Below are 12,280 nucleotides of genomic sequence, written 5' to 3' on the forward strand. Positions count from 1 at the left end.
ATATAAAGGAGCCTTAATGAATAATATGCGCATTTTTCTTTTCGTCGGTACGATTGATGCTCTCATGAGTATCATCGGTTATATGTATTATCGCCATTATCTGCCCTTCGGCCGCACACTGACCTTCGGGCTTATATATCTGCTGATGGCACTCGGCACAGCTATCAGTGTCATTCTGCCGCAGGGAACGCCTCATTTTCTGCTCAAGCTCACTGCGTGGATAGAAGGACTTTGGATTGCTTTTTGCTACTACACACTTCTGTTGGCCATCATTCATCTTCTCTGCCTGCTTTTCAGTAAGCTGGGCGGTTGGCAGCTACCTTCAGCAAAAATCAGTATCATCGGCCTTGCCTTTATCTGCTGCTTCATTACCTGGGGCAGCTGGCGCGCCTTTCACCCGACAGTACGCACAGAAGCACTGGTAACGGAAAAGCTGCCGCAGAATGCTCATTATAAAATTGTCTTTCTCACCGACCTGCATATGGGAAGAATACTCGGCCATGACTACGCAGAACGTCTGGCAGCACGCATCAACGAGCAAAAGCCGGACTTTGTTGTAGTCAGCGGCGATATGCTTGATGAGCGCATTTTTTATGTAGAAGAGGAGGATACGCTTTCTGCTCTGGCTCAAATCAAAGCGCCTGTCTACATGGCCTTCGGCAACCATGATTATCTTGACGAACCATTGCGCTGGCAACAAATGCTCACAGACAAGGGCTTCTACATCCTGCGCAATACCGATACCATTATCGACAACAAAATCAAAATAACCGGTATAGATGATTACAGCAAAAACCGTACCAACAACCAGCTTATAAACCTTTCCTCCCAAAATGAAGACTACTACAGTATTCTGCTCGATCATCAGCCTCGCCGTATGGATGCTGCGGCTGCTGCGGGTTATGATCTTTATCTGGCCGGCCATACGCATACAGGCCAGCTTTTTCCCAACCGTCTGGTAACGAAAAAAATGTACAAGCTGGATTACGGCCGTACAAACTTTGGCAATCTGACCGCAATCACCAATAACGGCTACGGCTTTTGGGGACCTCCGGTTCGCACGGAGATAGCACCGGAAATGGTTGTATTGGAGCTGCGGGGAAAATAACTTCTGCCGGATAAAGCTTTCCAAAAAAATACACAGCAGACTAATATAATCTGTTGTGTTACAAAAAAATAGGACCACTGCGTGTTTATAGCGTAGTGGTCCTTTTGATTGACATTATTCAGCTTTTGCTTCTTTAGGTGCTTCAACAATTATTTTGGCATCAACAACATTTTTCTTAATGGACTCAATGCCGCGTTTGCATCCTGCCATTGCCTTGTAGCCTTCACCGGTAGCAATAATCTGTCCGTTGGTTGCCTTCAAACGGAAGCGGAATTCTCCGGCCTTGTCTTTATAAACTTCAAATTTCGGATGCTTACAAGGGGTAAAGCCTTCTACCGTCTGGTCCTCTATCGGAGCAACAGGAGCATTGTTGATAACACTGGCAATACCCTTTCGACAGTACTTCTCATCCTTATAAACCTGGGAGCTGGCAATGACTTCACCATTTGCAGCTTTTAAATTAAATTTAACGCCATTTTTTGCCTGAGAAATTACGAATTTACCCATTTTGTAGCCTCCTTTAAATTTAGTATGGTCTATATGTTTATTTTATGCCATCAGCACTAAAAACACAAGTATTTTTATTTAAACTACACAATTTAGCAATTTTTAATCGATAACATTCTTCAATGAACCGATTTTTTCAATAGAGCAGACAATTTTATCACCGTGCTGTAAGAATGTCGGCGGTTTCATCCCCATGCCGACGCCGGCCGGAGTACCGGTAGCAATAATTGTACCTGCAGCTAATTTCATGCCCTCTGACAGCTCTGCAATTGCACCAGAGACAGTCTGAATCATATAACGGGTATTACTGCTCTGGCGCAGCTCTCCGTTAACCGTACAGCTGATATCAAGTGCCTGCTCATCGCCAATTTCATCTGCCGTAACAATACACGGTCCCATAGGCGTAAAGCCGTCAAGACTTTTTCCCAGATACCATTGCTTATGACGCGTCTGCAGATTACGTGCACTGATATCATTAATAATTGTATAACCAAAAATATAATCTCTGGCGTTTTCTTTGCTGACACCCTTGGCATCGCGTCCCAGGATTACTCCCAGCTCTGCTTCGTAATCAAGGCTGTCTACCAATCCTTCATAACGCGGAACACTTTCACCGCTTGCCGTTGCTCTGTTCACACGCTTGGAAAAATAAATTGTGTAGGGGCGTTCACCGCCGAAAGCTTCACTGGAAAAGCGTCCTGCTTCCTGAGCATGTGCATCATAGTTAATACCAAGGCAGACTACATCCTGACGCGGATGAACAATCGGTGCCAGCAGCTTTACTTCCGGAAGCTTGACTGCAGCGCCCTGCAGAACGTCCTCATTATCAGCCAAGTGCTCCAGCTTTTCCTTAACCTCAGGCGTATAACGGCATATTAATTCATTCATATCCGCAACTGCCAGCTCAGGCACAAGTCTTGCCAATAAATTCAGTCTGTAAACGGCTTCATTCTCACGAAAGCCAACAAGAATTTCCTCACGTCCCGCTATCTCTACTGTATAAAAACGCATTATATCTTTCTCCTCTTGGAATATTGATAGTTTGTATCATGCTAAAGCCATAGTATTTTCGGATCATATATCCGGAAATAGGATTAGCATAATATTATTATACACATACAATCCCCAGAACGCAAAAAAGCAGGAACCGAAGTTCCTGCTTTTTACAGCTCTAAATTAGATGAGTTCGATGATAGCCATTTCAGCTGCATCGCCACGGCGAGGACCTACTCTGTAAATGCGAGTAAAGCCGCCTTGTCTGCCTTCATATTTCGGAGCAATTTCTTCAAACAGTTTTTTGGTAATGGTTTCGTCAACCAGAACTGCCATAACCTGACGACGAGCATGCAGGTCATTACGTTTTGCCAAAGTAATCAGTTGAGCGGAATGCTTAGCAACTTCTTTAGCTTTGGTAACGGTGGTTTCGATCTTACCATATTTGAAGAAGGAAGTTAAAATGCTGCGAAACAGAGCCTTACGGTTGCTGGAGTTACGACCCAGTTTTCTGTATGCCATGTACTTCTGACCCCCTTAATTATTCTTCATCGTTTTTGCGAAAATGCAAGCCCATATCCTCAAGTTTCTTTTTAATCTCTTCCAGAGATTTACTACCCAAGTTACGAACTTTAATCATATCAGCTTCTGTTTTCTGGATCAATTCTTCGACAGTATTGATACCTGCACGTCTCAGGCAGTTATTGCTGCGGACGGACAAATCCAAATCGTCGATAGACATTGTGTTTTGACCCTCTTGCTTGCTCGGTTCGGGAGCTTCAGGCTCAGAACCGCCAGCTACAGTGATCACAGAACCTTTGCCATCACTGGTCTGGAAAAGCTTGAGATAGTCAATCAGGATGGTGGAAGCCATATCAACAGCTTCATCAGGCTTTATGCTGCCATCTGTCCAAACTTCCAAAGTAAGCTTGTCATAGTTGGTAACATTACCTACGCGGGTATCGTTAACAGCAAATTTTACTCTGGTAATCGGAGAGTAAATGGAGTCTACCGGAATAACGCCGATAGGCTGATCAGGCTGTTTATTTTTGTCCGCAGGTACATAGCCACGGCCTTTATCAATATGGATTTCCATATTGAAAACTGCGTCTTTATCTAAAGTCGCAATATGCAGCTCAGGGTTCAGGATTTCAACATCGCTATCAGCAATGATATTTGCAGCAGTAACTTCCTGTTCACCGGAACATTCGATACGCAGAATCTTTTCCCCTTCACCTTCCATTTTAAGGCACAAAGCCTTAATGTTCAGGATGATATCAGCAACATCCTCACGAACACCAGGAATGGTAGCAAACTCATGCAGAACACCGTCAATCTTGACGTAGGTTACTGCAGCACCCGGCAGGGAGGACAGCAGCACACGACGCAGGCTGTTGCCCAGCGTGATGCCGTAGCCTCTCTCGAGCGGCTCCCAAACGAATTTGCCATAACGACCATCTTCGCTGACATCAGATGTAACCATCTTAGGTTTTTCAATTTCAATCATTCGGAAAGCCTCCTTCTATCGCGTATTACCACAATACGTCTCATAAGTGGGTGGCACAAGATATTCACTAATTATTTGGAGTACAACTCTACGATGAAGTGCTCTTCAATAGGAACATCAATTTCCTCACGAGTCGGGAAACGGTCTACCTTACCGCTAACGTTAGCAGCGTCCAGTACCAGCCAAGCCGGAACTGCTTTGGTAGCCAGAGTTTCGTCCATGCCTTTGAAGTATTCTTTAGCACGGCTGTTTTCCATAACGGTTACAACATCGCCAACTCTTACCAATGCGGAAGGAATGTCCAGACGTTTGCCGTTAACAGCAATGTGGCCATGTCTTACGATTTGGCGAGCCTGACGGCGGGTGTTAGCCAAGCCGAGGCGGAAAACTACGTTGTCGATTCTTCTTTCGAGGAGGATCAGCAGGTTTTCACCGGTGATACCTTCCATCTTTTTAGCTTTATCATAGTAGCCACGGAATTGTTTTTCCAGTACGCCATAGATAAATTTAGCTTTTTGTTTTTCAGTTAACTGAATGCCATATTCGCTCTTTTTTCTGTTTTGGCGGCGAACTTGGCGTTTAGATTCCTTGCTAATGCCCATGAATGCGGGAGCTAAGCCCAAAGATCTGCATCTTTTCAGGACAGGAGTTCTATCAATTGCCATCTATTTACACCCCCAATTATACTCTTCTACGTTTCGGCGGACGGCAGCCGTTATGCGGGATCGGAGTAACGTCTTTAATAGAGTTAACTTCCAGACCTGCAGCCTGAAGTGCACGGATTGCTGCTTCACGGCCAGCGCCAGGACCTTTTACATATACTTCTACTTGTTTCAAGCCATGCTCCATAGCAGCTTTGGTTGCTTCTTCAGCAGCCATTTGTGCAGCAAACGGAGTGCTCTTACGGCTGCCACGGAAACCGAGGCCGCCTGCGGAGGCCCAGCTCAGAACATTACCTTCGGTATCAGCGATGGTAACGATAGTATTATTGAAGGTGGAGCGGATATGTGCTACACCGTTGATTACGTTTTTGCTAACTTTTTTCTTGTTGCGAACAACTTTCTTGCCAGCCACTGGTTTATCCCTCCCTCGCTAATTATTTCTTCTTGCCTGCAATAGTACGTTTCGGACCTTTACGGGTGCGGGCATTGTTTTTAGTGTTTTGACCACGAACAGGCAGACCCATACGATGTCTTCTGCCACGATAGCTGCCAATTTCAATCAGACGTTTAATGTTCAGGGATTCCTCACGGCGGAGGTCACCTTCAACTTTATAGTCCTGATCCAGAGTTTCACGGATCTTAGCAACTTCTTCTTCAGTCAGGTCGCGAACGCGAGTGTCCGGGTTAATACCGGTTTTAGCTAAAATTTCACGAGAGAGAGTCAGGCCGATGCCGTAGATGTACGGCAGAGCATACTCAATACGTTTATCTCTCGGTAAATCGACACCAGAAATACGTGCCATTAATGTGCACCTCCTTCTTATCCTTGTTTTTGTTTATGTTTCGGGTTTTCGCAAATTACCATTACATGGCCTTTACGTTTAATGACTTTGCATTTTTCACATATTGGCTTAACAGACGGTCTTACTTTCATAATTTAAACCTCCTCTTTGCCTGTTGGATTATTTATACCGATAAGTAATTCTTCCACGATTGAGGTCGTACGGAGTAAGCTCCACGGTAACCTTATCACCAGGCAAAATCTTGATGAAGTTCATACGAATCTTACCGGATATATGTGCTAAAATTGTATGGCCGTTAACCAGTTGAACTTGGAACATAGCATTGGGAAGTGCTTCTAAGATTGTACCTTCAACCTCAATAACATCCTGTTTGGACACTGTTGTACCTCCTTATTTGCTACATCCGAGACTAACTTTAACGTCGGCATATACTTTATCGATAGGCTGCAAGCCATCGATTTCTTTGTACAGGCCTTGTTTTTTGTAGTACTCAATTAACGGTTCTGTTTGTTCATGATATGCATGCAGACGATTTACAACGGTTTCTTCTTTATCGTCGTTACGTTGATAAAGGTTACCACCGCATTTGTCGCAAACATTTTCTACCTTGCTGGGGTTAAAGCTTACATGATAGGTAGCACCGCAAGCTTTGCAGATACGGCGGCCAACTACACGCGCAACCAGCTCGGAGTCAGGAACAGAGATATTAACAACACCGGTCAATTTAATGCCCAGGTCTTTGAGGATTCCGTCGAGAGCAACTGCTTGCTCCTCAGTTCTCGGGAAGCCATCTAAGATGAAACCATTTGCACATTCGGGTTTGGACAAGCCTTCACGAACAATGCCGATGGTTACGACGTCGGGGACAAGTCCGCCAGCGTCCATATATTTTTTTGCCTCTTTACCAAGTTCGGTGCCTGCGCTTACTGCTGCACGGAACATGTCTCCTGTGGAGATATGAGGGATTTTAAATTCATCAATGAGTTTTTCTGCTTGAGTGCCTTTACCAGCACCCGGAGGTCCCATTAAAAGAATGTACATTCTGAACTCCTCCTATTTCATAAAGCCATGATAATGACGCATCAGAACCATGGACTCTATTTGCTTCATAGTTTGTAATGCAACACCAACAACGATCAACAAAGCGGTACCGCCGAAGTACACACCTTCAATGCGGGTTACCCATCCGATAACATGAGGCATCAGCGCAATTAATGAGAGGAAAATCGCACCGGCCAAAGTTATTCTGGACATCACCTTGTCAAGATATTCTGTAGTAGGATTACCGGGTCTTAAACCGGGAATAAAGCCACCGTTCTTTTTAATATTATCGGAAAGATCTCCGATGTTCAGGCTTACTGCTGTATAGAAGTAAGTGAAGAACAAAATCATCAGAACATATAATGTGGTCTGCAGCGGGCTGCCCCACTGAAAGAGCTTACCCATTGCTTTAACCCAGGGAACATCAACGAACTGAGCAATTGTTACCGGGAACATCAGCACCGAAGAAGCGAAGATGATCGGAATAACGCCTGCCTGGTTGACCTTCAGAGGGATATAGCTTGTATGACCGCCATAAGCCTTTTTGCCTACTACACGCTTAGCATACTGAACGGGGATTTTGCGAATACCCTCAGAAATGATAATTACGAAAACTACCATCGCCAGGGCTATAGCCGCGAACAAAATAACGTTCAATAAGCTTACCGTGCCAGCCTGCAGATATTGGAAAATTACCTTAAGTCCATCCGGCAGTCTGGATACGATACCGGCAAAGATTATCAGGGAAATACCATTGCCGACGCCGCGAGCTGTAATCTGCTCGCCTATCCACATAAGGAAAACAGTTCCTGCAGTAAGTGTGATAGCAATAAGCAGGATTGAGAAAATCCCGGGGTTATTAATCGCCATCTTCAGGCCGTAGGCCATACCGCAGGCTTGGACAAACGCCAAAGCCACCGTCAGCATACGTGTAAGCTTTGTCGTTTTCTTGAAGCCTTCCTCACCTTCCTTGGACCATTGTTCCAAGGTCGGTACAACTACCTTCAATAACTGTAAAATAATTGAAGCATTGATATATGGGGTAATACTCATAGCAAAAATAGAGAATTTGCTCAAGGCGCCGCCACTGAACATATCAAGCAGTCCGAAGAGATTACCGCTGCGGAAAAGCTGTTCAATGACAGAAGCGTTTACGCCAGGAACAGGTATATGTGTTCCAGCCCTGAATACGATGAACATGGCGAGAGTAAATAAAACTTTTTGCCTGAGTTCTGTTATTCTAAATATGTTTGCAAGGGCTGCTAACACTTTAGATCACCTCAATCTTACCGCCAGCTGCAACGATTTTCTCTTCAGCGGATTTGCTGAAGCCCATAGCTTGTACAGTAAGCTTTTTGGTTAATTCGCCATTGCCAAGAATACGGATGCCGTCGCGAATGTTCTTAACAACACCTTCTTCAATGAGCATTACGGGTTCAACAACGGTGCCGTCCTCAAAACGATTGAGTACGGAAACGTTGATTTCAACATAATCTTTACCAAATTTATTGTAGAAACCGCGTTTAGGAAGACGCAGGTACAGAGGTCTTTGACCACCTTCAAATCCAGGGCGCTTAACACCGCCGGAACGGGATTTCTGACCTTTCTGGCCTTTGCCGGAAGTCTTGCCCAAGCCACTGCCCAGGCCACGACCTACGCGAACTGCTACACGTTTAGATCCCGGAGCGGGAGACAATTCATGTAAATTCATCTTCAGTACACCTCCTTGTCTTACGCTTCTTCAACCTTCACGAGATGTTCAACCTTGTGAATCATGCCGCGAATAGTCGGAGTATCTTCTTTAACAACGCTAGTATTGATTTTACCTAAGCCCAGAGCTTTAACGGTTGCACGCTGATCTTTGGGGTAACCGATCAGGCTGCGGGTCAGGGTGATTTTAATTTGTGCCATGACAAAGTCCTCCTTAGCCCAACAATTCTTCTACGGTTTTACCACGCAGAGCTGCAACAGCTTCAGCACTCTTCAAGGATTTCAGACCTTCAATGGTTGCACGAACCATGTTGTTCGGGTTGGAAGAGCCTTGAGATTTAGTAAGAATATCACGAACGCCAGCCAGTTCCAGTACGGCACGTACAGGGCCGCCAGCGATAACGCCGGTACCTTCTGCAGCCGGTTTCAGGAATACGCGGCCTGCGCCGAATACACCGATGTTTTCATGAGGAATGGTAGTACCAACCAGCGGTACAGTAACCAGGTTTTTCTTAGCGTCTTCAACGCCTTTACGAATAGCTTCAGGAACCTCTGCAGCTTTACCCAGGCCCATGCCTACATGACCATTTTCATCACCTACAACAACAAGTGCAGCGAAGGAGAAACGACGTCCGCCTTTAACAACCTTAGCAACACGGTTGATGAAAACGACTTTTTCTTGTAATTCGTTTTCTTTATTTTCGAAGTTCGCCACTTTATTTCCTCCTTCTCTTAGAATACCAGGCCAGCTTCGCGAGCAGCTTCAGCCAGGGCAGCTACACGTCCGTGGTACAGATAGCCACCACGATCGAATACAACTTCTTTTACACCCTTAGCCAGCGCTTTTTCAGCGATTGCTTTGCCTACAGCTTTAGCAGCCTCAATGTTGCCGCCGTAGTTTTCTTTCAGATCTTTTTCAACGGTGCTGGCAGCAGCGATAGTTTCGCCGGTCTCATCGTTAATAACCTGTGCATAAATGTTGGACAGGGAACGGTATACGTTCAGACGAGGTTTTTCAGCAGTACCGATAATATATCTACGAGAACGGAGATGACGTTTTTGACGTTTCTCGTTTTTATCAACTCTGTTAAGCAAGAGTTTCACTCCCTTCTTTTAGAAATTATTTCTTGCCTTTAGCGCCGGCTTTACCAATCTTACGACGAACATGTTCGCCTTCGTAACGGATACCTTTACCTTTGTAAGGTTCAGGCGGACGCAAAGTACGGATATCTGCAGCAACTGCACCTACAACTTCTTTATCAGCACCGCTAACAACGATCTTGTTCGGAGCGGGAACTTCAAAAGTAATACCTGCAGGCGGCTCTTTTACAACCGGGTGAGAGAAACCCAGAGTAAAGTTAATGTTTTGGCCTTGCTTAGCAGCACGGTAACCAACACCATTAATTTCCAGAGTTTTGCTGAAGCCTTGGGTTACACCGATGATCATGTTGTTGATCAGGGTGCGGGACAGACCATGCAGAGAACGGTTTTCTTTTTCATCGTCCGGACGTTCAACGGTGATTACACCATTGTCCATGGTCAGCTTCATGTTTTTATTGATTTGGCGAGCTAATTCGCCTTTAGGACCTTTAACGGTCACGTGATTATCTTCAATAGTAACTGTTACACCAGCGGGAACAGTAATTGGCATCTTACCAATTCTAGACACGTACGAGCACCTCCTATCTTTTTAGTATTACCATACGTATGCAAGAACTTCGCCGCCCAAGCCTGCTTTACGAGCAGCTTTGTCGGTCATCAAGCCTTGGGAAGTAGAAATTAATGCAATACCCAGACCTCCGAGGACTCTAGGCAGTTGGTCTTTTTGAGAGTAAACTCTCAGACCAGGTTTGGAAATACGTTTAATACCGGAGATAACCTTCTCTTTATTAGCACCGTATTTCAGGCTGACGCGGATAACATTTTGTTTGCTGTCAGCAATAACTTCGAAATCTTTAATGAAACCTTCGGCTTTCAGGATTTCAGCAATAGCCAGCTTAATCTTGCTGCCGGGGATTTCAACTTTATCATGATGAACTGAATTTGCGTTACGAATACGGGTAAGCATATCAGCAATCGGGTCAGTCATTACCATACTTAAATACCCTCCTTCCTTGTTGTCTGTCTTACCAGCTTGCTTTGGTTACGCCCGGAATAGCTCCTTTATAAGCATATTCACGGAAGCAGATACGGCAGAGGCCAAATTTACGCATATAGCCATGAGGTCTGCCGCAAACTTTGCAGCGGTTATAATGACGAACTTCGAATTTCGGTTCGCCTTTCCATTTTTCGATCAGGGCTTTTTTAGCCAATGTGTTCCCTCCTCACTTATGCGCCGAACGGCATTCCGAGGAGTTTGAGCAGCTCTCTAGCTTCCTCGTCTGTCTTAGCGGTAGTCACAATGATGATATCCATGCCACGAACTTTATCGATCTTATCATATTCGATTTCCGGGAAAATCAATTGTTCTTTCAGACCCAGTGCGTAGTTGCCACGGCCGTCAAATGCGGAAGCATTTACGCCACGGAAGTCACGTACGCGCGGAAGAGCGAGATTCATCAGTTTATCAAGGAAATAGTACATACGGTCGCCACGCAGGGTTACTTTAGCACCCAGAGGCATACCTTGACGTACTTTGAAAGCTGCGATGGATTTCTTAGCTTTGGTGATAACAGGTTTCTGACCTGCGATCTGAGTCATATCAGCAACTGCGCTTTCCAGAGCTTTGCTGTTGCCTACAGCCTCGCCAACACCCATGTTGATTACAACTTTCTCAATTTTAGGGATTTCCATTACGTTTTTATATTGGAATTTGTCATGCATAGCCTTAGCTACTTCAGACAAATATTTTTCTTGCAATCTGGTCTTTGCCATTCAGTTATTTCCTCCTTTCCCGGAAAATTATTTATCGATTACTTCACCGCATTTTTTGCAGGTTCTTACGAAAGCACCGGCAACTTCGGTCTTTTTAATACGGGTAGCTTGTTTGCAAACCGGGCATACCAGCATTACTTTGGAAGAAGCGAGCGGAGCTTCTTTAGTAATGATGCCGCCTTGAGGATTTGCCTGAGACGGTTTGGTATGACGTTTTACTTTATTCACGCCTTCAACAACCACTTTGGCTTTCTTAGGCAGAGCTTCAACGATCTTACCTTGCTTGCCTTTATCCTTACCGGACAGTACAAGAACGGTATCGCCTTTTTTAACATGCAGCTTTACAGCATTTGCCATGTCAAGAACACCTCCTTACAGTGCGTTATCTAATTTCTTACAGCACTTCCGGTGCCAGAGAAATGATTTTCATGAAGTCTTTTTCGCGAAGTTCGCGGGCAACAGGCCCAAAAATACGAGTGCCGCGCGGGCTCTTGTCGTCTTTAATTACAACTGCTGCGTTCTCATCAAAACGGATGTAGGAACCGTCTGCACGGCGAACACCTTTAACGGAACGAACAACAACTGCTTTAACTACGTCGCCTTTTTTTACAACGCCACCGGGTGATGCATCTTTAACAGCACATACGATAACGTCACCGATATTAGCATATTTACGGTAAGAACCGCCTAATACACGGATACACATAACCTTCTTAGCGCCAGTGTTGTCACCAACATTAAGGATAGTTTGTTGTTGTATCATGGATTTCCCTCCCTTGCCGGACTAACTCTTCGGCAAAATTATTTAGCACGCTCTAAGATTTCAATAACGCGCCAGCATTTATCTTTAGACAGCGGACGAGTTTGCATAATTTCAACTACGTCGCCAACATGTGCTTCGTTATTTTCATCATGAGCTTTAAATTTAATAGTATGTTGTACGCCTTTTTTGTACAGCGGATGCTGAACGAAACGTTCTACTGCAACTACGACAGTTTTCTGCATTTTATCGCTGACAACTTTACCAATACGGGTAACACGTGCGTTTCTTTCTTCGGTCACGACTGTTTCCTCC

At 44.9% G+C, this 12,280-nt stretch carries 23 protein-coding genes; 1 reads left to right on the forward strand and 22 read right to left on the reverse strand.

What is annotated here, in order from left to right; all coding sequences use genetic code 11:
• Window positions 1–16: 16 nt before the first annotated feature.
• Window positions 17–1,108 carry a metallophosphoesterase gene (locus tag M5E81_RS08650; RefSeq protein WP_009145415.1) on the forward strand — a complete coding sequence of 364 codons (1,092 nt, stop codon included), beginning with the start codon at window positions 17–19 and terminating at the stop codon, window positions 1,106–1,108.
• A gap of 114 nt (window positions 1,109–1,222) precedes the next feature.
• Here M5E81_RS08650 and M5E81_RS08655 read toward each other — a convergent pair whose 3' ends face one another.
• The 22 genes from M5E81_RS08655 to rpsQ form a co-directional block, all read right to left on the reverse strand.
• Window positions 1,223–1,615 carry a YegP family protein gene (locus M5E81_RS08655; RefSeq protein ID WP_249747298.1) on the reverse strand — a complete coding sequence of 131 codons (393 nt, stop codon included), beginning with the start codon at window positions 1,613–1,615 and terminating at the stop codon, window positions 1,223–1,225.
• 102 nt (window positions 1,616–1,717) lie between these two features.
• A complete protein-coding gene (locus tag M5E81_RS08660; protein WP_249747299.1) occupies window positions 1,718–2,626 on the reverse strand; it encodes a fumarylacetoacetate hydrolase family protein in 909 nt (302 codons plus the stop codon).
• Between the two features lie 165 nt (window positions 2,627–2,791).
• Entirely contained in the window at window positions 2,792–3,130 is a 339-nt protein-coding gene (rplQ, locus tag M5E81_RS08665) for a 50S ribosomal protein L17 (RefSeq protein ID WP_009145412.1), read from the reverse strand.
• 19 nt (window positions 3,131–3,149) lie between these two features.
• A complete protein-coding gene (locus tag M5E81_RS08670) occupies window positions 3,150–4,115 on the reverse strand; it encodes a DNA-directed RNA polymerase subunit alpha (protein ID WP_009145411.1) in 966 nt (321 codons plus the stop codon).
• Between the two features lie 71 nt (window positions 4,116–4,186).
• Entirely contained in the window at window positions 4,187–4,780 is a 594-nt protein-coding gene (gene rpsD / locus M5E81_RS08675) for a 30S ribosomal protein S4 (RefSeq protein WP_009145410.1), read from the reverse strand.
• A gap of 16 nt (window positions 4,781–4,796) precedes the next feature.
• The gene (gene rpsK / locus M5E81_RS08680; protein ID WP_009145409.1) at window positions 4,797–5,189 is read right to left on the reverse strand and encodes a 30S ribosomal protein S11; all 393 of its coding nucleotides are present in this window, start codon (window positions 5,187–5,189) and stop codon (window positions 4,797–4,799) included.
• Window positions 5,190–5,211: 22 nt separating this feature from the next.
• The gene (gene rpsM, locus M5E81_RS08685) at window positions 5,212–5,580 is read right to left on the reverse strand and encodes a 30S ribosomal protein S13 (RefSeq protein ID WP_009145408.1); all 369 of its coding nucleotides are present in this window, start codon (window positions 5,578–5,580) and stop codon (window positions 5,212–5,214) included.
• Between the two features lie 17 nt (window positions 5,581–5,597).
• Complete coding sequence (rpmJ, locus tag M5E81_RS08690) at window positions 5,598–5,711, reverse strand: 50S ribosomal protein L36 (protein WP_004092858.1); 114 nt, start codon at window positions 5,709–5,711, stop codon at window positions 5,598–5,600.
• Window positions 5,712–5,739: 28 nt separating this feature from the next.
• On the reverse strand, window positions 5,740–5,958 hold the full coding sequence (gene infA, locus M5E81_RS08695) for a translation initiation factor IF-1 (protein ID WP_009145407.1): 219 nt from the start codon (window positions 5,956–5,958) through the stop codon (window positions 5,740–5,742).
• Window positions 5,959–5,970: 12 nt separating this feature from the next.
• The gene (locus M5E81_RS08700; RefSeq protein ID WP_009145406.1) at window positions 5,971–6,621 is read right to left on the reverse strand and encodes an adenylate kinase; all 651 of its coding nucleotides are present in this window, start codon (window positions 6,619–6,621) and stop codon (window positions 5,971–5,973) included.
• A gap of 12 nt (window positions 6,622–6,633) precedes the next feature.
• Window positions 6,634–7,890: a preprotein translocase subunit SecY gene (secY, locus tag M5E81_RS08705; RefSeq protein ID WP_009145405.1), complete on the reverse strand. Its 1,257-nt coding sequence runs from the start codon at window positions 7,888–7,890 to the stop codon at window positions 6,634–6,636.
• 1 nt (window position 7,891) lies between these two features.
• Entirely contained in the window at window positions 7,892–8,332 is a 441-nt protein-coding gene (gene rplO, locus M5E81_RS08710) for a 50S ribosomal protein L15 (protein WP_009145404.1), read from the reverse strand.
• A gap of 20 nt (window positions 8,333–8,352) precedes the next feature.
• Entirely contained in the window at window positions 8,353–8,532 is a 180-nt protein-coding gene (rpmD, locus tag M5E81_RS08715; RefSeq protein ID WP_009145403.1) for a 50S ribosomal protein L30, read from the reverse strand.
• A gap of 13 nt (window positions 8,533–8,545) precedes the next feature.
• Window positions 8,546–9,046 (reverse strand): 30S ribosomal protein S5, encoded by a 501-nt coding sequence (rpsE, locus tag M5E81_RS08720; protein ID WP_009145402.1) that lies wholly within the window; start codon window positions 9,044–9,046, stop codon window positions 8,546–8,548.
• A 17-nt stretch (window positions 9,047–9,063) separates the two neighbouring features.
• Window positions 9,064–9,426: a 50S ribosomal protein L18 gene (gene rplR / locus M5E81_RS08725; protein ID WP_021719367.1), complete on the reverse strand. Its 363-nt coding sequence runs from the start codon at window positions 9,424–9,426 to the stop codon at window positions 9,064–9,066.
• 25 nt (window positions 9,427–9,451) lie between these two features.
• Window positions 9,452–10,000 (reverse strand): 50S ribosomal protein L6, encoded by a 549-nt coding sequence (gene rplF, locus M5E81_RS08730; protein WP_040565066.1) that lies wholly within the window; start codon window positions 9,998–10,000, stop codon window positions 9,452–9,454.
• A gap of 27 nt (window positions 10,001–10,027) precedes the next feature.
• Window positions 10,028–10,426, reverse strand: coding sequence for a 30S ribosomal protein S8 (gene rpsH / locus M5E81_RS08735; RefSeq protein ID WP_009145399.1), 399 nt, complete (start codon window positions 10,424–10,426; stop codon window positions 10,028–10,030).
• Between the two features lie 31 nt (window positions 10,427–10,457).
• A complete protein-coding gene (locus tag M5E81_RS08740; RefSeq protein WP_009145398.1) occupies window positions 10,458–10,643 on the reverse strand; it encodes a type Z 30S ribosomal protein S14 in 186 nt (61 codons plus the stop codon).
• A 16-nt stretch (window positions 10,644–10,659) separates the two neighbouring features.
• Entirely contained in the window at window positions 10,660–11,205 is a 546-nt protein-coding gene (gene rplE / locus M5E81_RS08745; protein WP_009145397.1) for a 50S ribosomal protein L5, read from the reverse strand.
• Between the two features lie 27 nt (window positions 11,206–11,232).
• Window positions 11,233–11,562: a 50S ribosomal protein L24 gene (gene rplX, locus M5E81_RS08750; RefSeq protein ID WP_009145396.1), complete on the reverse strand. Its 330-nt coding sequence runs from the start codon at window positions 11,560–11,562 to the stop codon at window positions 11,233–11,235.
• Window positions 11,563–11,599: 37 nt separating this feature from the next.
• A complete protein-coding gene (gene rplN / locus M5E81_RS08755) occupies window positions 11,600–11,968 on the reverse strand; it encodes a 50S ribosomal protein L14 (protein WP_009145395.1) in 369 nt (122 codons plus the stop codon).
• Between the two features lie 38 nt (window positions 11,969–12,006).
• Window positions 12,007–12,267 (reverse strand): 30S ribosomal protein S17, encoded by a 261-nt coding sequence (gene rpsQ / locus M5E81_RS08760; RefSeq protein WP_021719365.1) that lies wholly within the window; start codon window positions 12,265–12,267, stop codon window positions 12,007–12,009.
• Window positions 12,268–12,280: the final 13 nt, after the last annotated feature.

The sequence above is a fragment of the Phascolarctobacterium succinatutens genome (assembly GCF_023497905.1).
In the GTDB taxonomy this organism is placed as follows: Bacteria; Bacillota; Negativicutes; order Acidaminococcales; family Acidaminococcaceae; genus Phascolarctobacterium_A; species Phascolarctobacterium_A succinatutens.